We start from the raw sequence: 20,267 nt of genomic DNA, 5'->3' as shown, positions 1-20,267 counted from the left end.
TCTGGCGCCTTCGGGTGTCAGGTTTCCGTCTCAGGGTTGTCCCTCTCATCCTGTCCGCAGGGTGCAGAAGGAGAGCCGTTCCAAAGCCAACAATAAACAACCCAGATAGCGCACGGGGAGAAAACCGAAATGATAGGAAACAGTGTTGGGATCAGTATTACGTTCCTGGCCTATATTATGCTGATGCTTGGCGTCGGCTATGTAGCCTGGAAACGCACTTCTAATCTTTCCGATTACATCCTGGGTGGCCGTAGTCTTGGCCCCCTGCCATCTGCAATCAGTGCCGGCGCGTCCGACATGAGTGGTTGGCTTTTGCTGGGCCTGCCCGGTTACGCATACGCGGCCGGTTACGAGGCCATCTGGATTGCCGTTGGCCTGCTGGCAGGTACCTGGCTGAACTGGCTGTTTGTTGCCAGCCGCCTGCGTACCTATTCGCTGTCCGCTGGAGACTCGCTTACGCTGCCGTCGTACTTCGAGAACCGCTTCCATGACACCAGTCGCATCCTGCGTGTGGTGAGTGCCTTTTTCATCCTGATGTTCTTCCTGTTCTATACCAGTTCCGGTCTGGTAGCAGGGGGCAAGCTGTTTGAAACGGTATTCGGGCTTGATTACACGGTTGCCGTGATTGTCGGCACCATTGCGGTGGTTTCGTACACCTTCTTTGGTGGCTTCCTGGCCGTGACCTGGACCGATGTGATTCAGGGCCTGTTGATGTTTGCAGCTCTGTTGCTCGTGCCGATCATGGCGATCAATGCTGACGGTGGCTGGAGTGCAACGACAGCCGCGATGGAAGCGAAGAATCCTGAGTTCCTCAATGCCTTTACGGGCACGGATGGCGCGGCTCTGGGTGTCCTCTCGATCCTGTCCCTGCTGGGGTGGGGCCTGGGTTACTTCGGCCAGCCGCACATTCTTGCGCGCTTCAAGGCTATTCGGAGCGAGGATGACGTACCTGCGGCGCGCCGTATTGCCGTGACCTGGAGTGGTCTCGGCCTGCTGGGCGCCCTGCTGTGTGGTTTCGCCGCCATCGGCTATTTCGAGACTCCGCTGGATGACGGTGAGCGCGCTTTCATGCTGCTCGTTGATGCCCTGTTCCATCCGGTCATTGCCGGTATCCTGCTGGCGGCCATCCTTGCGGCCATCATGAGTACAGCGGACTCCCAGTTGCTCGTATCTTCCTCCGCGCTGGCGGAAGATTTCTACAAGGCACTGTTCCGTAAGGAAGCCTCGCAGGAAGAGTTGGTCTGGGTCGGACGGTTTGCCGTTGTCGGCATCGCGGTCATTGCCTGTATTCTGGGCCTCAACCCCGACAGCAAGGTCCTGGAACTGGTGTCATACGCCTGGGCCGGATTCGGTGCGGCCTTCGGTCCGGCACTGATTCTGTCGCTGTTCTGGCGTGAAATGACCCGCAACGGCGCAATTGCCGGTATCATTGTGGGTGGCGCGACAGTCGTAGTCTGGGGCAATATGTCCGGCGGTCTTCTCGACCTGTACGAGATTATTCCGGGCTTCATCTTTGCCACCATTGCGATCGTGCTTGTCTCCAAGTTTGGTGATAAGCCGCACGCCGAGATCCTGGCTGGTTTCGATAAGGCCATCAAGGCTCGCTATCACAACCTGCCGTAACTGACCGCCCCGGCCGGGCTGAACAGCGAACGCCGGGTAGGTAAAAGCGAAAGCCCTCGTCAGCAATGACGGGGGCTTTTTTTTGGTTCCGGTCCAGACCCTTGCCAGGAACCTCTAGTACATAGGTCGAAGGTGGCGCTGTGTTGCTGGCAGTCGTTTCGTCTAAGCGCTACCTTGATTACTTGTTAGGAAATGTCTCGAAATAACAATAAGCATATGAGGATAAGGACTTATGAACCGGAAAAGTCTGTGTAAATCTGCTGTGGGCGTGGTCGCCGCAGCTGCCGTTTCGCTGTCGGCCAGCGTGCAGGCCGAAGGCAATTACGTGATGGGCACGGCCACCACCGGTGGCACCTATTACCCGGTTGGCGTGGCCATCTCCACTTTGGTCAAGGTAAAACTCGAACCGCAAACCAATATCTCTGTTTCTGCCATCAGTTCGGCAGGTTCTGGTGAGAACCTCAAGCTGATGGACGAAGGGCAGATCCAGTTCGGCATTCTTCAAGGGCTATACGGCGCCTACGCCTGGAACGGTACAGGGCCAGTCCCCAAGGCTTACAAGAACCTGCGCTCAGTATCAATGCTGTGGCAAAACGTCGAACACTTTGTCCTGCGTGACAGCGTCGTGAAGACTGGCACCATTTCGGATATGACCAACCTGTACGGTGAAGGCTTCTCCATCGGTGCCCGTAACTCTGGAACCGAAGGCTCGGGCCGTTTCATCCTTGGTAAGGTGGGCATTGATCTGGAGCAGGTGGATATTGCCTATCTCGGCTACGGTCCGAGTGCCGATGCGATGCAGAACGGAAATATCGACGGAATGAATATTCCGGCGGGTGTACCCGCTTCGGCGGTGACTCGTGCATATGCCAACCTTGGCGACGAAATTGCCACATTGAACTTTACCCCCGAGCAGTTGGCTCAGGTCAACAGCGACTTTGAGCTGTGGACGCCGTATACCATTCCGGCCGGCACCTATCCGAATCAGGACAAGGACATCAACACCATTGCCCAGCCAAATATCATGGCGGCGCGCGCCGATGTCCCGGAAGAAGATGTCTATCAGATTACCAAGACCATCTACGCCAATCTGCCATTCCTGAACAACATTCATCCGGCCACCAAGGCCATGGCACTGGAGAGGGCTATCGCTGGTCTGCCTATGCCGCTGCACCCTGGTGCTGCGCGTTTCTACCGTGAGCAGGGCCTCGACATTCCCGAGCGACTGATCGCGGAATAAACGTGGCAGAGCAATCAACCAGCGAACCTCGCATTGAGGTTCGCGACGAAAGCGCCAGCGACGCCAGCCAACGCCTTGATCACCGGCTCCTCGGACCGGTGATTTTTGGTTTGGCCATCGCAACGTCGCTGATCCATTTGTACTTCAATACCGTGTCCACGCTTTCCGAGTTGTGGACATCTGCTTTGCACTTCGGCCTGTTTGGCCTGATCTGTGCGCTCACCACCCCCATGCTGAAGGCGCACTCTGTGACTGGACAACGAGCCGTGCTGGGCGTGGATGTGTTCCTTGGGCTTGCAGCGTTAGCCTGTGCTGCCTACTTAATGCTGTTCGAAAACGCGCTCTATGAGCGCGGGGTCAACTTCAGCAAGGGCGATTGGATCTTCTCCGTGACAGCGGTGCTGCTGATTCTCGAATTTGCTCGCCGTACCGTGGGCTGGTTTATCCCGATGCTGTGTATCCTGGCCTTGTCCTATGTCGCCTGGTGGGGGCAATACGTAGACGGGATCTTCAACTTTCCGGGGCTGACTTGGGAAACTGTCCTATTCCGCTCCTACATTGGGGGACAGGGCATGCTGGGCTCGATCGCCCGAATCTCCTGGACCTATGTGTTCATGTTCATCCTGTTTGGGGCCTTCCTGGTGAAGTCCGGGGCCGGTGATTTCATTATCGAACTGGCCCGGTGCGCCGCTGGTCGCTTTGTAGGTGGTCCGGGCTTCGTGGCGGTGTTTTCCTCGGGGCTGATGGGCTCGGTGTCCGGTTCCAGCGTCGCTAACACCGTATCCACTGGTGTGATCACCATTCCGCTGATGCGGAAGGCCGGTTTTCCGGCCCGGTTTGCCGCCGGTGTAGAAGCTGCAGCCTCGACCGGTGGCCAGTTGATGCCACCTGTGATGGGGGCAGGTGCGTTCATCATGGCCTCTTATACCCAGGTGTCCTATCTCACCATCATTTCGGTCGCCGCGTTGCCGGCCCTGCTGTATTTTCTGTCAGTGGCCATGTTTGTTCGGATCGAAGCCAAGCGCAGCCACGCCGTCAAGCTGGACGATGCTGATGCGCCTAGTCTAAAAGAAGTGCTCAAGGATGGCTGGCATTTCCTGCTGCCACTTGTGGTGCTGGTGGCAGCGCTGATCTATGGCTTCACGCCCACCTACGCGGCCGGTATTGCTATTCTCTCGGTGATCGTTGCGTCCTGGGTATCGAAGTATCCGATGGGGCCGAAGGACATTCTGGAAGCTCTGGTGATGGGGTCCCGTAACATCACCACCACCGCAATTCTGTTGATTACCGTGGGACTGATTGTGATGGTGGTCTCGACCACGGGCATCGGTAATACCTTTTCAATCATGATTACCGACTGGGCCGGCGGCAGCCTGCTCATTACCATTGTCCTGGTGGCACTGGCATCGCTGATCCTGGGCATGGGATTGCCGGTGACGGCGGCCTACATCGTGCTGGCCACGTTGTCGGCGCCGGCGATCTACAACCTGATTGCCGAAAGCCAGTTATTGGAGCTGGTGATGAACGGCAAGCTGCCGGAACAGGCCAAGTCGATCTTTATGCTGGCCGCACCGGATAAAATGGAGTTACTGAATGCGCCCATGGATCTGGCCAGCGCAAAACAGCTGCTGGCGTTGGTTCCGGACACCTTCAGCAATCAATTGTTGGAGCAGGCTCTGTCGCCGGCAACCCTGTCGATGGCGTTGGTGGCGGCCCATATGGTGATTTTCTGGTTGTCCCAGGATTCCAATGTGACACCGCCGGTGTGCCTGACGGCCTTCGCCGCCGCCGCCATCGCCGGCACGCCTCAGATGCGCACTGGCTTTACAGCATGGAAGCTTGCCAAAGGGCTTTACATCGTACCGTTGCTGTTTGCCTATTCACCGCTGATCACCGGAGAATTTGACCAGATGCTTCAGGTGTTCTGTTTTGCGCTATTTGGCGTCTACGCCATCGTAGCGGGGCTTGAGGGGTATCTGGAGCATCCTCTCAATCCGCTTGTGCGTTTGCTGATGTTTCCGATCGGAGTGCTCATGCTCTGGCCCCATGGCCAGATAATGCTGGATGTGGCCGGCCTTTTGATTTTCATCGTTGCCTTTGCTTGGAGTAGTCGCCAGGGCAGCCGGGTAGCCAATCCCGCCACCGCATGACGGAAGCCGGACCATGACGCTGTTGGAAATGCTGGCGTTGATGGCGCTTGGAGGAATCGCAGGCTTTATCAATGTGCTGTCGGCCGGCGGGTCCATGCTGACCCTGCCGTTGCTGATGTTTCTTGGCCTGCCACCGCAGGTGGCCAATGGCACCAACCGCGTGGCTATTACCCTGCAAAGTATCACCGCAGTGGGCAGTTTTTCCCGCATGGGGCACGGCAACCTGCTGGTGAGCCTGCGCCTGGCGGTGCCCGCAGTGCTGGGATCGTTGCTGGGGGCCTGGGTTGCCACCTGGGTGCCGGATGCGGTGTTCCAGGTGGTTCTGGTCTCGGCCATGATCGGCGCCTCGGTGTTCATGTTATTGCCTCAGCCAGCTCTTGATACCCGCCCTCTGACAACCGATCGTTTGAGCCCGGCCATCTATGTCGCGATGTTTTTTGTTGGGATGTATGGCGGGTTTATCCAGGTGGGCGTCGGCGTGCTTTTCATCGTTGTCCTTTACCATATGCTCAAAATTGACCTGCGACAGGTGAACGTCCTCAAGGTTTCCATTGTCTTGCCTTTCACCTTCGCGGCGCTTGTGGTGTTTGCCATCAACGATCAGGTGCGCTGGGGTGTAGGCCTGACCCTGGCGCTGGGCAACGTTACCGGCGCCTTCATAGCGACCCGGGTCAACATGAGTAAGCAGGGTGCGCGTTGGGTCAAGGCGATCACGTTGGTGATGGTGGCGGCGATTCTTGTACGACTGATTCTTTACTGATAGCTGAAAATGGGTGTTCGACTGGGAAAGCGAGCGTGATTGGGGCATAAAAAAACGCCAGCCCGAAGGCTGGCGTTTTTATGGAGCTAAACCGCAAAGGTTGGATCTTAAGCGACGTTTGCCTCAGATGCCTTGCTGGTGTAGTTCTCCATCTGGTCGAAGTTGAGATACTTGTAGATCTCTTTCGACATGCTGTTCAGGTCCTTGGCGTACTCCATGTACTCCGCCGGAGACGGGAGTTTGCCCAGAACCGCACCAACCGCAGCCAGTTCCGCAGAGGTCAGGTACACGTTGGCACCGTCGCCCAGTCGGTTCGGGAAGTTACGGGTGGAGGTAGACAGCACGGTGCTCTTCGCAGCTACGCGAGCCTGGTTACCCATGCACAGGGAGCAGCCCGGCATTTCGGTGCGAACACCGGCGGTGCCGTAGATGTTGAAGTAACCTTCTTCCATCAGCTGGGCCTGGTCCATCTTGGTGGGCGGGGACATCCACAGGCGGGTCTTCAGGGGCTCCTTGTTCTGCGCCAGCAGTTTGCCGGCGGCACGGAAGTGACCGATGTTGGTCATGCAGGAACCGATGAATACTTCGTCGACCTTGTCGCCAGCGACTTCGGACAGGAACTTGGCGTCGTCCGGGTCGTTGGGGCAGCACACGATCGGCTCTTTGATGTCGGCCAGATCGATTTCCACCACGTGGGCGTACTCGGCGTCCTTGTCGGCACGCATGAGCTTCGGATCGGCAATCCATTCTTCCATCTGCTTGGCACGACGCTCCAGGGTACGCGGGTCGCCGTAGCCTTCAGCAATCATCCAGCGCAGCATGGTGATGTTGGAGCGCAGGTACTCAGCCACGGAATCTTCAGACAGGTTGATGGTACAGCCGGCTGCAGAACGCTCTGCGGAGGCGTCAGAAAGCTCGAATGCCTGCTCGACTGTCAGGTGCTCCAGACCTTCGATCTCCAGGATGCGACCGGAGAATTCGTTGATCTTGCCCTTCTTCTCCACGGTCAGCATGCCCTGCTTGATGCCGTACAGGGGAATGGCGTGTACCAGGTCGCGCAGGGTAATACCCGGCTGCATTTCACCTTTGAAGCGAACCAGTACCGACTCGGGCATGTCCAGCGGCATTACGCCGGTGGCAGCTGCGAAGGCAACCAGACCGGAACCAGCCGGGAACGAGATGCCCATCGGGAAACGGGTGTGGGAATCACCACCGGTACCCACGGTGTCTGGCAGCAGCATACGGTTCAGCCAGGAGTGGATGATACCGTCGCCCGGACGCAGGGCAACACCGCCACGGGTCTGGATGAAGTCTGGCATGGTGTGCTGCATTTCTACGTCTACCGGCTTCGGGTAGGCCGCTGTGTGGCAGAAGGACTGCATAACGAGGTCTGCCTGGAAGCCCAGACACGCCAGGTCTTTCAGTTCGTCACGGGTCATCGGGCCAGTGGTGTCCTGGGAACCGACAGTCGTCATGTGCGGCTCGCAGTAAGTGCCGGGACGAACGCCTTGGCCTTCTTCAAGGCCACACGCCTTGCCAACCATCTTCTGGCCGAGGGTGAAACCCTTGGTGCCAGCTTCCGGGTCTTTCGGCAGACGGAAGATGTCGGTCGCACCCAGGCCAAGTGCAGCGCGTGCCTTGGCGGTCAGACCACGGCCGATGATCAGTGGGATACGGCCGCCGGCCTGAACTTCGTCCAGGATCACGTCGGACTTGAAGCTGAACTCGGAGATGGTCTCGCCGGCCTCGTTCAGGATCTTGCCTTCGTACGGACGGATATCGATAACGTCGCCCATGTTCAGGTCGTCGACCGGGGCTTCGAATACCAGGGCGCCAGCGTCTTCCATGGTGTTGAAGAAGATCGGGGCAACCTTGTTGCCGATACAGACACCGCCGGCACGCTTGTTCGGAACGCCCGGGACGTCTTCACCGAAGAACCACAGAACGGAGTTGGTGGCAGACTTACGTGAGGAGCCGGTACCGACCACATCACCGACGAATGCCACGGGCAGCCCCTTGGACTTGATTTCGTCGATCTGGCTCATAGGGCCGGTGATACCCGGCTCTTCCGGCTTCAGGCCGTCGCGCTCCATTTTATAGGCAGCGCGGGCGTGCAGCGGGATGTCCGGACGGGACCAGGCATCCGGAGCCGGAGACAGGTCGTCGGTGTTGGTTTCGCCGGTCACCTTGAAGACCACCATCTTGGTGCTCTCGGGAACCTTCTTCTTGTTGGTGAACCACTCGGCGTTGGCCCAGGATTCAACAACGGCCTTGGCGACGGCATTGCCGGCGTCCATTTTTTCCTTCACGTCGTTGAAGGCATCGAACATCAGCAGGGTGCGCTTGAGCTTTTCACCGGCCAGTTCGGCCAGCTCGGCATCGTCCAGCAAGTCGACCAGGGTGGCGATGTTGTAGCCCCCCTGCATCATGCCCAGCAGCTCAACAGCTTTCTGCTTGCTCAGCAGCGGAGAACTGGCTTCGCCCTTGACGATGGCGGTAAGGAACGCGGCTTTGACGTATGCTGCTTCGTCCACGCCTGGCGGGATGCGGTTTTCCAGAAGATAAACGAGAGTTTCTTCTTCACCGGCCGGCGGGTTTTTCAGCAGTTCAACCAGAGCGGCGGTTTGTTCGGCGTTCAGCGGCTTGGGAGGAATACCCAGAGCTTCACGTTCTGCAACGTGTTCACGATAGGCTTCTAACACGATATGGACCCTCATCAGTTGGAATGTCCCGCGCCCTTGGCTATAGAGCCCGGCGGGAGTTTTATGGCGGAAAGGCCTTAAACTGGCGCTGCATTCTATAGGAAACCCCTTATAAAGTTAAGATGGACAGAGGTCGGAGTGTTCTGATACATGCGCTATACTCCGCCGTCCAACTCACCAGCCCCATATCGACATGACCGAAGCCCTGCAAGAGATTCACGCGTTCCTGCCGTGCCGTACGCCGCAGCAATGGATCGACAACGCCCTGGCCAATCAGGATCTTATGCTGATTGATCACGCCCACTGTGAAAAGAAGGCAGCATCCACGGCGTTGAGCCTGATGTACCGTTACGTTGATAACACCGACTTGCTGAACAAGATGTCCCGGCTGGCACGGGAAGAACTCCGGCACTTCGAACAGGTGCTGGCAATCATGAAGAAGCGGGGCGTAGAGTATGGCCATCTGACTCCCGCGCGCTACGCGGCAGGCCTGCGGCAGGAGGTCAGGGCGGAGGATCCGGGGCGTCTGGTGGATGTCCTGATTGTCGGTGCCATTATCGAGGCCCGTTCATGCGAGCGCTTTGCAACCTTGGCGCCGCATCTCGACAACACGCTGGCCGATTTCTACAACAGCCTGCTGAAATCTGAAGCCCGTCACTACCAGGATTACCTGAGGCTGGCAGAGCAGGCGAATGGAGGGCCTGTGACGGATCGTGTCCGGGAGTTCCTTGAAATTGAGCATCGACTGATTATCGAGCCGGACACCGAGTTCCGTTTTCACAGCGGCCCGGTGCAGTAAGTCAGAGTTTTCGGCACAGCTCCATCCACGCGTCAATCCCGGCGCTGCGATATTTTTGCTTGTGAAGAATGAAGTAGAACTGACGGTCGAATTGCCGGTGCTCGGGCACTTTTAGCGGAACCAGGCTGCCACGTCTGAAAGCGTCCTCAAGGACCACCTCGGAAAGGCAGCCGATGCCAAGGTTGGTTTCCACCGCCCGCTTGATCGCCTCGGTGTGCTCCAGCTCCAGCAAGACGTTCAGATCGGACAGCAGACCGTGCATGCCCCGTTCGAAGCTTTGCCGGGTGCCGGAGCCCTGCTCGCGCATGATCCAGGTGGCTTCACGCAGATCGTCATCGTTCAGGGACGTCTTGTTGGCCAGCGGGTGGCTGGGGGAACAGAAAACCACCAGCTCGTCTCCGCGCCAGGGCAGAACCTCCAGTTCGGAGGAGTGGAGCTCACCCTCGATCAAACCGATGTCCAGTTCGAAATCCCGGACCCGTCGGGCAATGGTGCTGGTGTTGGCGACCTCCAGGGATACCCTTGGGTGGGTAGGGGTATTCATGTATTGGGCCATGACGCCCACGGCCAAATAGTTACCGATAGTCAGCGTGGCTCCGACCTTCAGGGCGCCCACTTCGGAGTGTTTACTGAACGCTCGCTCCAGCTCTTTGGCCTGCGCCAGTACAGCCTCCACTTTCGGCCGGTAAAGGCGCCCGAGTTCATTGAGCTGCAGTCGCTTGCCCACGCGATCGAACAGCTGAATATCAAACTGGTTTTCCAGTTCCTTCAGCGCGCTGCTGGCGGCGGACTGGGACATGGCCAGGGATTCGGCGGCGCGGGTAATGTTCTGGAAATGCGCGGCAGCCAGAAAAACTTCCAGTTGGCGAAAGCTGTATTTCATAAGAAAACGCTCTAAATCGATTGGGCCGAATAAGGTTATGAGAATATCCCATTTTCCCGATAGGTTAGTGGTGGGTTACACTTTAGGCAATTTAAAGTTGAAACTTTCGCAGTGAAAAGCGACCCGAACAGGACGAGGTTTACATGAGCAACCTGATCAAAGAAACAGTGACCAGCGTACACCACTGGAACGACACCCTGTTCAGCTTCAAGACCAGCCGTGATCCGGGATTCCGTTTCAAGAACGGCCATTTTGTGATGATTGGCCTGGAAACCGACGGCAAGCCCCTGATGCGTGCCTACAGCATCGCCAGTGCCAACTACGAGGAAGAACTGGAGTTCTTTTCCATCAAGGTTCAGGACGGCCCGCTGACATCGCGCCTGCAGAAGATTCAGGTGGGGGACGAGATTCTGGTCAGCCGCAAACCCACGGGCACGCTGGTTCTGGATAACCTGTTGCCAGGCAAGAATCTTTGGCTGATCAGCACCGGTACCGGCCTTGCGCCGTTTATGAGTATTATCAAGGATCCGGAGGTTTACGAAGCGTTTGATAAGGTCATCCTGACCCACGGCGTCCGTTACGTGTCCGAGCTGGCCTATCAGAGCGAGATCGAAGAGCTGCCGGAGAACGAATTTTTCGGCGAGATGGTCAAAGGTAAGCTTGAGTACTACCCGACGGTCACCCGCGAAGACTTCCGTAATCAGGGTCGTCTGACTGATGCCATGGAAACCGGAAAGATTACCCGGGACCTTGGTCTTCCGGACTTCGATCCGGAGAACGACCGCTTCATGATCTGTGGCAGTCCGAGCATGCTCAAGGATACCTGTGCCATTCTCAACAAGATGGGATTCAAGGAAGCCCGTGGTGGAGAAATGGGCCACTACGTCATTGAGCGGGCCTTCGTCGAGCAGTGAAATACCGGCGGCGGTGTTATTGAGAAAAAACCGGAGCAGGGCTCCGGTTTTTTTATTTCTACCTGTCAGAACCGGAAGGTCGCACCGACACTGAATACGTCGATATCCTCGTAGGTATCCAGTCGTCCAACCAGTGCCAGATTGTCGCGGAGGTTGTACCGAGCGCCGATACCGATGGCGATGTCAATGCTGGAGTCATCTGCAGATGCGGTTGCGCTGCCATTGCTGGCTGATGCTTCGGCATCCGTGTACGCCAGCCCAAGGCGTCCCAGCACTTCGAGGTCCTTGATCTGCTTGTCCAGGCTATAGGTATAGGTTGCATAACCGGCCAGTGACGCATAGCTCGCTTCGACTTTGCCGCCGAAATAGTTTGATTCAGCGTCGACTGCCGTAAGAGTCAGATCGGCTTCAGCGCCCAGCCCAGGGTAAACGTGGGCCAAGCTGGTTCCGAAGGTGCCTGCAACAACGATTGCACTATCATCAAGCCCCACATCCGCGAAGCCGAGCCGTGCTTCTACATAGCCATTCTCAACCAGACTTTGGCCGCTGATGGCGCTCCCATTGCTGCTGTGGTTGTCTGCGTGAGCATATCCGGATGCCAGGGCAGCGGTCAGCGCTGAACAGATCAGAACGTTTTTCATAGTGTTTCCTTGAATTACTTTTTATTGACGCACATCCGATTACGGGGCGCAGGCGAACCCTATAGCAGGCCCGGAATACAATCGACATGAATCTTGTAAGATATTGAAAAGGAATCGTAATTTTTGCGCAGCGTGTGAAGTGTTACGCATCGGGGTGCACGGTATCCGGACTGATCAGCCTCTACTTACATCGCAGGTCCTTGCGTTTCGGAGGTCTTGCCGGGCGGTGTATAATGCCCGGTTTTCACGACAGGAAAATGCGATGTTTGAACTGGAAATTGAACCCCGATTCAGCGACACGGATGCCCTGGGTCACATCAGTAACACCGCGTTGCCAATCTGGTTTGAGCAGGCAAGAACGCCGGTGTTCAAGATCTTTCACCCAAGCCTCGACGTGGAAGGCTGGCCGCTGATCATTGCGCGCCTTGAGGTCGACTTGCTGGCCCAAAGCTATTGGCACATGCCGGTACAGCTCCGGACCGGCATTGGCAAGATCGGCAACTCGTCATTTCACGTGGTTCAGGAAGCCTGGCAGAACGGCAAGCAGATTGCGCGCGGCGTCGCGGTGCTGATCCACTTCAATTATGACACTGAGAAAGCCCTGCCGATTCCGGATGACATCCGGGCAAAACTGTCAGAGCACCTGATCAACTGAGGCGTCGGGAGCGTTCAGGAATTCGCTTTGCGCAGTGCGGCCCGAAGTTCTGCCAGTAGCTCGTCCCCCGGCCAGCGTCTGCGGGTTTTCTCGCATTCATGCACGAGCTCCGTCAGGCGCCGGTTTACCGGCGCCGACTTGTTCAGGGTCTCGGCCAGCCTGACGACTTCACCGTTGATCCAATCCACCTCAGTTGGCCGGCCGGCTTCCAGGTCCTCCCACATAGACGACCGGGCGATCGGGTCAATGGCCAGCATGCGGCTTGCCAGTCGCTTGAACAGCCAGTCGGGCAGGCTCATCACGACGGGCACCAGGCGCATTGGAATCGCTGTTAGCTTGATCGTGTCAATGCCCGCGTGTCCCATAAGGCTCAGGGTTTCGCGCTGGGCCGCTGCCAGGCAGCGTCGATAGGAGCGATCGGACAACTCTTCCAGCAAAGGCACATTGGACAAGGCGTTGATCGGGTTGTTCAGATTGAGCAGGAGCTTGGACCACATCACCGATTTCATGTCGTCACGGAGTTCCAGTGGCAGGCCGCATAGTTCAAATAGCGGCAGAAAAGCGTCGAGGCTGTCGTCTCGCTCCGCCATCAGATGACCTTCGGTACCGTGATGAAAGTGTCCGGGGCTTTTCTGGACGACATTGAACGGAATCATGCCGGCACACACCCGAGCATTGGGCAGGTGTTGACGAAGTTCTTCCGCATTCGAAATGCCATTCTGCAGACTGATTACAGGCGTCCCAGGCTTGAGGTGCCTGGCGAGCGTCAGCGCCGCCTCGGTTGTGGCAGCAGACTTTACCGTCACAAGAACCAGGTCGGCTTCAGCAACTTGCGCGGGATCCTCCGTGAACTGCTCGGGCGTGAGTTGCGTCTGAAATTCGAAGCTCTGGTAATCCGTGACTACCAGTGGATGTTTTTTCAGGGTTTGACCGATCCGGGCGCGGCCGATCATAACCACGTTTGCGCCCCCGGATATCAGTCGGCCGCCCACATAACAGCCCACGCTGCCTGCCCCGAACACGACAATACGAGGAGAGGAAGAGCGGGAAGAAGTGGCCTGTACCATGATGAATCCGTTGTTTTTGTTATGACACCGTGAAGAGTGTCTGGCACCTCCTGATAAGTCAATGCGGTTTATTTCAATTTCGTAAGCCAAATTCTGTCCCCCGGTAATCACGACTGTTCCATACTTAAGCGTCTTGAATTCAACCGGGAGAGATTGTTGGTCGCTTCCGAACGGTACAGAGGAAGAGGTATTTTCGTGGCTTTGGCAAAGAGTGTGTGGTTTTGCGCGATTGCGGTTCTGGTGCTGACGGGGTGCGATGCACGGGAAGAGAAGGTCGGTTATCAACCCCCGGAAATGCAGGCCGACGCCGAGGCGGAATCCGACGAACCCGATGTCTCCATAACGCTTGAAGCGGCCCAGATGGATTGGGTTGGAGCTCAGATTTTCCGCAACGAATGTGCGGGTCAGCTCGACTGTCTCGTGCACTGGAATGTGGGGGAAAAGTTTCCGTCATTGGGGATCGGGCATTTCATCTGGTATCCCAGGGGCGTGGAGGAACGTTTCGTCGAGAGCTTTCCAGCGCTTATCCAGTACATGATGCAGCGGCAGGCTTCCGTGCCTGAGTGGTTGCGGGAGTTGGAACCTTTTGACGCACCCTGGCCGGATCGCGAGGCGTACCTGGCCTCCGAAGACTCCGTGGAAATGGCAGAGCTGCGGGAATTCCTCGCCGGTACCCAGGGCCTACAGGCCGAGTTCATTGTCCGCCGTGCCAAACAGTCGCTGACCGATGTTGTCGCTGCTGCACCGGAGGAAAAGCAGGAGGCCGTAAGGAATCGACTTAAATCCCTGACGGCGACCCCCGGAGGAATCTATGCGCTGATGGATTACGTCAATTTCAAAGGCGAGGGCCTTTCGCAGATGGAGCAATACCATGGACAGGGCTGGGGGCTGCTGCAGGTACTCCTTGCCATGGAGAAACAATCGCCTGACCAGACGGCACTGACCCGTTTTCGGAAGGCGGCGGCGGATGTACTGACCCGCCGGGCTGAGAATGCCGAAAATCCGATTGAAAGGGAACGTTGGCTAGAGGGCTGGTTGAAGCGACTGGAGACCTACAAGGAACCGGCAGAAATGAGAGCGTCCACATAAAAATTTCGTAAAAACTAGTTGAAATCTCGAACTTTGTTCTACTTTGTAAGGGTACGGTCCGTTAATCTTGCTTCAGGACAGGGCACGGAATCAGGCTCGATGCGCCATTTCGGTGCCGGTTTGACTTTTATTGCTTGCTGAGGCGAGAATTGAGGCTGGTAAATTGAAAATAAGTACAATGAATCAATAACCTAGCTTGCATGGCTCACAATTTGCTGACAACCATTGCGAAGCAACCAACCGAAGTTCGGAGATCCGATAATGAAAAAGACGAAATCGATTGCCCTGGGAATGGCACTGACAGTGGGCGCTTTCACGGCCACAGGTGCAATGGCCGCAACGACGCTGGAAAATGTGAAGGATAAGGGGCACCTCCAGTGTGGTGTGACTAGCGGTCTGCCCGGGTTCTCCCAGCCTGATGAAGAAGGCAACTGGACCGGCATTGACGTGGATACTTGTCGCGCCGTCGCCACTGCCATCTTCGGCGATTCCAAGTCGGTTGAATTTACTCCGCTGACGGCAAAGGAGCGGTTCACCGCCCTCCAGTCAGGTGAAATCGACATGCTGTCCCGGAACACAACCTGGACGCTCACTCGCGACGCTTCCCTGGGTCTGAATTTCGCAGGCGTTAACTACTATGACGGTCAGGGGTTCCTGATCAACAAAGGGATTGGTGTTGATGATGCCACCCAATTGGATGGCGCCACCATTTGTATCCAGTCCGGTACGACCACCGAACTGAACCTGTCCGACTATTTCCGCGCCAAAGGCATGGAATTCAAGCCAATCGTGTTTGATACCTCAGAGCAGACTGTTCAGGGCTTCTCCGCAGGTCGCTGTGATGTGCTGACATCCGACCGTTCACAGTTGGCCGCTCTGCGCTCCAAGCTGGCGGATCCGAGTTCCGCGAAGATCCTGCCGAACACCATCTCCAAGGAGCCGTTGGGTCCGGTGGTCCGTCAGGGCGACGACCAGTGGTTCAACATCGTGAAATGGGTGCTGTCTGTTCAGATCAACGCCGAAGAGCTGGGCGTAACCAGTGCCAATGTTGACGATATGCTCAAGTCCGACAACCCGAATATCCAGCGCTTGCTGGGTACTGAAGGCGACATGGGAGCCAAGCTTGGTCTTCAGCACGATTTCGGTTACGAGGTTATCAAGCACGTCGGTAACTATGGCGAGATGTACGATCGCAACGTTGGCCCGGACACGCCGCTCGGGCTTGATCGTGGCCTCAACGCCCTGTGGACCGAAGGCGGCATCATGTATGCTCCGCCGGTACGGTAAAACCTGAAAGCGTATGCGGGCGCCCCTATCCGGGGCGCCCGCTGTTATCTCTGATGACGTTAACTGCAGGGAAGCTTTCCGGGAAAATGCATGAAAAAACAAACCATTGATTCAAGACCCGCGGGCCCAAAACCCTGGTATGACCCTCGGGTACGCTCGCTCTTCTTCCAGGTTGTCGCTATAACTCTGGTCTTCTGGGGTGGCTGGACACTCGTCGACAACACGCTCTCGAATATGGAGAGCCGCGGTATCAGCACCGGTTTCGGATTCCTCGAGGAGTCGGCCGGTTTCGGCATCATCATGCACCTTGTGCCCTACGATGCCACCATGTCCTACGGACGAACCTTCTGGGTAGGTCTCACGAACACCCTTCTTGTGTCTGCAATGGGTGTTGTGGCGGCAACGATCCTGGGTTTCGTGCTCGGTATCGCGCGTCTTTCGAGCAACTGGCTGGTTGCCAAAATCTCGCTGGCCTACATCGAAGTCATCCGTAATATTCCACTGCTGCTCCAGATTTTCTTCTGGTATTTCGCGGTCCTGAGCAATCTGCCGTCTCCCCGACAAAGCGTCGATGTGGGTGGCACCCTGTTCCTGAATAACCGCGGACTGTATCTTCCAGAACCACTGACTCAGGACGGTTTCGGATTGGTTTGGGGAGGCGTTCTTGCGGCCATCGCGGCAGTGATCGGGATTCGCCTCTGGGCCAAGAAGCGGCAGCTGGCTACCGGCCAGATCTTCCCAACCTTCAAGGTTGGCGTTGCCATTCTCGTGCTGGTGCCGATCATCTCGTATCTCGTGGCGGGCAGACCTCTGGAGTGGGAAATTCCGGCGCTCAAAGGCTTCAACTTCGGCGGTGGTATCACTATCATTCCGGAGCTGGCCGCGTTGTGGATTGCCTTGTCCCTTTACACCGCGAGCTTTATCGCGGAAATCGTTCGTTCCGGCATACTGTCGGTCAGCAAGGGGCAGACCGAGGCATCCAAAGCGCTAGGGCTTCCGCACGGTCTGACCCTGAGGTTGGTGGTTATCCCCCAGGCAATGCGGGTCATCATTCCTCCGCTGACGAGCCAGTATCTGAACCTGGTGAAAAACTCCTCGCTCGCAACCGCAATCGGTTATCCCGATCTGGTTGCCGTCTTCATGGGCACGACCCTGAACCAGACCGGACAGGCAGTTGAGGTCGTGGCGATGACAATGGCGGTCTACCTGACTATTAGTCTGCTGATCTCCCTGTTCATGAATATCTACAACCGGGCCGTGGCGATTAAGGAGCGATGATGACTGAGTCTACGATGAAACCTCCCAAGAAAGTGCTCAGTCCGGTCAACTGGATGCGCCAGCATCTTTTTTCCACCTGGTACAACGCGCTGCTGACCGTCGTGGTCGGTTACCTGATTGTTACCAGCGTCGGGCCGTTGCTGAACTGGGTATTTTTTGATGCCAATTTCCAGGGCAGTGACCCTAGTGACTGTAGTGGGGCAGGTGCCTGCTGGCTGTTTATCAACCAGCGTCTTAATTTCTTTATCTACGGGTTTTACCCGGATGAACTGCAGTGGCGCGTGGACTTCATGTTCCTGCTGCTGGCAGTGTCTTTCGTTCCCCAGTTCATTGAACGTTTTCCGGGGCGGAAGTGGCTTGGCATTTTCGGGATGACCGGTCTGCCATTGATTGGCTTCTTCCTCATTCCGGGCGGGAGCTTTGGCCTTGAGCAGGTAGAAAGTACCAAGTGGGGCGGGTTGATGCTGACGCTGATCCTCGCCTACATCGGGATCATTGCGTCTCTCCCCATAGGGACCCTGCTGGCGCTTGGACGGCGTTCAGAGATGCCAATCATTCGAGGACTGTGTGTCGTCTTCATTGAAGTGTGGCGCGCAGTGCCGTTGATTACGGTGCTGTTCATGGCGTCAGTCATGCTGCCGTTATTCCTGCCCGAAGGAATGAACTTTGAGAAGTTGGCGAGGGCGCTGATTGGTATAACCCTTTGGCAATCGGCCTACATGGCCGAGGTTATCCGCGGGGGCTTGCAGGCCATTCCGCGTGGGCAGTACGAGGCTGCAGATGCACTTGGGCTGGGTTACTGGCGCAAGATGGGGCTCATCGTCCTGCCACAGGCGCTGAAGTTGGTGATTCCCGGCATCGTGAATACCTTCATTGCCCTGTTCAAGGACACCACGCTGGTCCTGATCATCGGCCTTTTCGACATTCTCGGTACGGTTCAGTCAACCGTAACAGACCCGGCCTGGCAGAACGTTGCCGTGGAGGGGTATGTCTTCGTGGCCTTCTGCTTCTGGGTGTTCTGCTTCGGCATATCCCAGTACAGCCAGAAACTTGAACGCAAACTCGACACCGGTCACAAAACCTGATGGGTAATCCAATGACAGAACAGACCCAAACTTCTGAAACACAGTCTTCCCCTCGGAGTGAGGCGGGCCAGAAGCCTGACATTATCCGGGTTGAAGGGATGCACAAATGGTATGGTGATTTTCACGTCCTCAAGGACCTTAATCTGAACGTTAAGCAGGGCGAGCGCATCGTCATCTGTGGCCCGTCCGGTTCTGGTAAATCGACCTTCATCCGGTGTCTCAACCGGTTGGAAGAGCACCAGCAAGGCAAGATCATCGTGGACGAAGTGGAACTGACGGACGACGTGCGTCACATCGACACGGTGCGCAGGGAAGTGGGCATGGTGTTCCAGCATTTTAACCTGTTCCCGCATCTCACGGTTCTGGAGAACTGCTGCCTGTCCCCGATCTGGGTGCGTAAGATACCGCGCAAGGAAGCGGAAGCGTCGGCCATGGAATACCTGGAGCGGGTCAAGATCCCGGACCAGGCCAATAAATTCCCGGGTCAGCTTTCCGGTGGCCAGCAGCAGCGTGTTGCCATTGCCCGGGCACTGTGCATGAAACCGAAAATCATGCTGTTTGATGAGCCGACGTCGGCACTCGATCCGGAAATGATCAAGGAAGTGCTGGACGTCATGATTGAGCTGGCGGGAAGTGGCATGACCATGCTTTGCGTAACCCATGAAATGGGCTTTGCGAAGACCGTGGCAGACCGGGTGATCTTCATGGATGGCGGCGAAATTGTGGAGGAGGCACCTCCGCACGAGTTCTTTACCAATCCGCAGGAAGCGCGAACCCAGAAATTCCTCAAGCAGATTCTGCAGCACTAAGACCAAAAAGGCCGGGCAATTGCCCGGCCTTTTGCATTAGATGGGGTACTTATCCAGTACCGGCTCCTCGCCGGGCCCTACCTCCAGCCACCACACGTTCTTGTCCCAGTCCCCGAGCACAATCCGTTTCGCCGGTTGGCCGTTGGCCTCCAGTTGATGCTCTGCGGGACGATGGGTATGGCCGTGGATAAGCCGCTGGACCCCATGCGCCTCCATTTCTTTCACCACTTCTTCCGGAGTGACGTCCATGATGGTTTCTTCCTTGCCCTGATTCTTGGCCATGCTGATTTCCCGTAACTGACGGGCCATCTGCTGTCGGTCGGCCAGGGGCCGCTGCAGAATCATTTGCTGCCACTGAGGATTGCGCATGTTGGCTCGGAATTTCTGGTATTCCACGTCGGCCGTGCAAAGGCTGTCCCCGTGCATAAGCAGGGTAGGGGTGCCGTACAGGTCCACCACGGTGGGGTCATCCAGCAGCGTGGCACCGGCTCGGTTGCAGAAATCTTCCCCAATCAGAAAGTCCCGATTGCCATGCATCAGGAAGATTGCGGTGCCGCTTTCGTTCACTTCCTTCAAGGCGGACGCCACCTTCTCCTGAAGCGGAGTACGCTCGTCGTCACCAATCCAGGCTTCGAAAAAGTCGCCCAGGATGTAGAGTCTTTCCACACCCATCGCCTTATTGGTCAGGAAATCCAGAAAAGCCTCGGTAATATCCGGCCGCGACTCCTCCAGGTGAAGGTCGGAGATGAACAGCATGGTCACGCTGTGCCTCCGTCCTCCAGAACTTCGGCTTTTTCGATAACGACGTCGTCGGCGGGGACGTCCTGGTGGCCGGCTTGCATGGTGGTGCGTACCGCGCGAATCTGATTGACCGTGTCCATGCCCTCGACAACCTTACCAAAGACGCAGTAACCCCAGCCTTCTGCGTTCTTGGCGGTATGGTCCAGGAAACCGTTGTTTTCAACGTTGATAAAGAACTGGGCGGTGGCGGAGTGTGGATCCATAGTCCGCGCCATGGCCACCGTGCCCTGCATGTTGCTTAGGCCGTTGTCGGCCTCGTTCTTGATCGGCTCCCGGGTTTTTCGGGGTGTCATGCCGGGCTCGAAGCCGCCCCCCTGAACCATGAAGTTGCTGATCACACGGTGGAAAATCAGGCCATCGTAAAAGCCATCGCGCACATATTGTTCAAAGTTCTTAGCTGTTTCCGGGGCTTTGTCGTAGTCCAGTTCCAGCTTGATGTCACCGTGATTGGTTTTCAGCAGAATCATTCGTGGTTCCTGTTAGG

Annotated in this window: 18 protein-coding genes; 12 read left to right on the top strand and 6 right to left on the bottom strand. The window is 56.8% G+C overall.

Annotated features, from left to right (window positions below):
* Positions 1–129 precede the first annotated feature (129 nt).
* From putP to K0B93_RS04615, 4 genes are all read left to right on the top strand, one after another.
* Positions 130–1,623: a sodium/proline symporter PutP gene (putP, locus tag K0B93_RS04630; protein ID WP_219866095.1), complete on the top strand. Its 1,494-nt coding sequence runs from the start codon at positions 130–132 to the stop codon at positions 1,621–1,623.
* 232 nt (positions 1,624–1,855) lie between these two features.
* Positions 1,856–2,863 carry a TAXI family TRAP transporter solute-binding subunit gene (locus K0B93_RS04625; RefSeq protein ID WP_219866094.1) on the top strand — a complete coding sequence of 336 codons (1,008 nt, stop codon included), beginning with the start codon at positions 1,856–1,858 and terminating at the stop codon, positions 2,861–2,863.
* 2 nt (positions 2,864–2,865) lie between these two features.
* Entirely contained in the window at positions 2,866–5,013 is a 2,148-nt protein-coding gene (locus K0B93_RS04620; protein ID WP_219866093.1) for a TRAP transporter permease, read from the top strand.
* A 13-nt stretch (positions 5,014–5,026) separates the two neighbouring features.
* A complete protein-coding gene (locus K0B93_RS04615; protein WP_219866092.1) occupies positions 5,027–5,773 on the top strand; it encodes a sulfite exporter TauE/SafE family protein in 747 nt (248 codons plus the stop codon).
* Between the two features lie 107 nt (positions 5,774–5,880).
* On the opposite strand, the gene acnB is transcribed toward K0B93_RS04615, so the two are convergent.
* Positions 5,881–8,475, bottom strand: a complete 2,595-nt coding sequence (gene acnB / locus K0B93_RS04610) for a bifunctional aconitate hydratase 2/2-methylisocitrate dehydratase (protein WP_219868028.1) — start codon at positions 8,473–8,475, stop codon at positions 5,881–5,883.
* A 193-nt stretch (positions 8,476–8,668) separates the two neighbouring features.
* On the opposite strand from acnB, the gene K0B93_RS04605 reads away from it, so the two are divergent.
* Positions 8,669–9,274 carry a tRNA-(ms[2]io[6]A)-hydroxylase gene (locus tag K0B93_RS04605; protein WP_219866091.1) on the top strand — a complete coding sequence of 202 codons (606 nt, stop codon included), beginning with the start codon at positions 8,669–8,671 and terminating at the stop codon, positions 9,272–9,274.
* Between the two features lies 1 nt (position 9,275).
* Here the strand turns inward: K0B93_RS04605 and K0B93_RS04600 are convergent, their stop codons facing one another.
* Positions 9,276–10,157 carry a LysR substrate-binding domain-containing protein gene (locus K0B93_RS04600; RefSeq protein WP_219866090.1) on the bottom strand — a complete coding sequence of 294 codons (882 nt, stop codon included), beginning with the start codon at positions 10,155–10,157 and terminating at the stop codon, positions 9,276–9,278.
* A gap of 143 nt (positions 10,158–10,300) precedes the next feature.
* Between K0B93_RS04600 and K0B93_RS04595 the strand changes: the two genes are divergently transcribed.
* Complete coding sequence (locus K0B93_RS04595; protein WP_219866089.1) at positions 10,301–11,071, top strand: ferredoxin--NADP reductase; 771 nt, start codon at positions 10,301–10,303, stop codon at positions 11,069–11,071.
* A gap of 65 nt (positions 11,072–11,136) precedes the next feature.
* On the opposite strand, the gene K0B93_RS04590 is transcribed toward K0B93_RS04595, so the two are convergent.
* Positions 11,137–11,712 (bottom strand): outer membrane protein, encoded by a 576-nt coding sequence (locus K0B93_RS04590; protein WP_219866088.1) that lies wholly within the window; start codon positions 11,710–11,712, stop codon positions 11,137–11,139.
* Positions 11,713–11,974: 262 nt separating this feature from the next.
* On the opposite strand from K0B93_RS04590, the gene K0B93_RS04585 reads away from it, so the two are divergent.
* Positions 11,975–12,367, top strand: coding sequence for an acyl-CoA thioesterase (locus K0B93_RS04585; RefSeq protein WP_219866087.1), 393 nt, complete (start codon positions 11,975–11,977; stop codon positions 12,365–12,367).
* A 14-nt stretch (positions 12,368–12,381) separates the two neighbouring features.
* On the opposite strand, the gene K0B93_RS04580 is transcribed toward K0B93_RS04585, so the two are convergent.
* Positions 12,382–13,434, bottom strand: coding sequence for a 2-dehydropantoate 2-reductase (locus tag K0B93_RS04580; protein WP_219866086.1), 1,053 nt, complete (start codon positions 13,432–13,434; stop codon positions 12,382–12,384).
* Between the two features lie 195 nt (positions 13,435–13,629).
* Between K0B93_RS04580 and K0B93_RS04575 the strand changes: the two genes are divergently transcribed.
* The 5 genes from K0B93_RS04575 to K0B93_RS04555 all read left to right on the top strand — a co-directional run bounded on the left by K0B93_RS04575 (position 13,630) and on the right by K0B93_RS04555 (position 18,982).
* Positions 13,630–14,523, top strand: a complete 894-nt coding sequence (locus K0B93_RS04575) for a hypothetical protein (RefSeq protein WP_416383193.1) — start codon at positions 13,630–13,632, stop codon at positions 14,521–14,523.
* A gap of 261 nt (positions 14,524–14,784) precedes the next feature.
* Positions 14,785–15,810, top strand: a complete 1,026-nt coding sequence (locus K0B93_RS04570) for an amino acid ABC transporter substrate-binding protein (RefSeq protein ID WP_219866085.1) — start codon at positions 14,785–14,787, stop codon at positions 15,808–15,810.
* A 90-nt stretch (positions 15,811–15,900) separates the two neighbouring features.
* Positions 15,901–17,088, top strand: a complete 1,188-nt coding sequence (locus tag K0B93_RS04565; protein ID WP_219866084.1) for an amino acid ABC transporter permease — start codon at positions 15,901–15,903, stop codon at positions 17,086–17,088.
* The gene (locus K0B93_RS04560; RefSeq protein WP_219866083.1) at positions 17,088–18,173 is read left to right on the top strand and encodes an amino acid ABC transporter permease; all 1,086 of its coding nucleotides are present in this window, start codon (positions 17,088–17,090) and stop codon (positions 18,171–18,173) included. The genes K0B93_RS04565 and K0B93_RS04560 overlap by 1 nt, the downstream gene beginning before the upstream one ends.
* 98 nt (positions 18,174–18,271) lie before the next feature.
* Positions 18,272–18,982: an amino acid ABC transporter ATP-binding protein gene (locus K0B93_RS04555; protein WP_228743304.1), complete on the top strand. Its 711-nt coding sequence runs from the start codon at positions 18,272–18,274 to the stop codon at positions 18,980–18,982.
* Between the two features lie 36 nt (positions 18,983–19,018).
* Here the strand turns inward: K0B93_RS04555 and lpxH are convergent, their stop codons facing one another.
* Both lpxH and K0B93_RS04545 read right to left on the bottom strand, forming a co-directional pair.
* Positions 19,019–19,744, bottom strand: coding sequence for a UDP-2,3-diacylglucosamine diphosphatase (gene lpxH / locus K0B93_RS04550; protein ID WP_219866082.1), 726 nt, complete (start codon positions 19,742–19,744; stop codon positions 19,019–19,021).
* Positions 19,741–20,250: a peptidylprolyl isomerase gene (locus K0B93_RS04545; RefSeq protein ID WP_219866081.1), complete on the bottom strand. Its 510-nt coding sequence runs from the start codon at positions 20,248–20,250 to the stop codon at positions 19,741–19,743. The genes lpxH and K0B93_RS04545 overlap by 4 nt, the downstream gene beginning before the upstream one ends.
* Between the last annotated feature and the right edge of the window lie 17 nt (positions 20,251–20,267).

This window comes from Marinobacter sp. F4218 (genome assembly GCF_019443085.1).
GTDB classification, from domain to species: domain Bacteria; phylum Pseudomonadota; class Gammaproteobacteria; order Pseudomonadales; family Oleiphilaceae; genus Marinobacter; species Marinobacter albus.
This window is presented reverse-complemented; position numbering and strand designations above follow the sequence as displayed.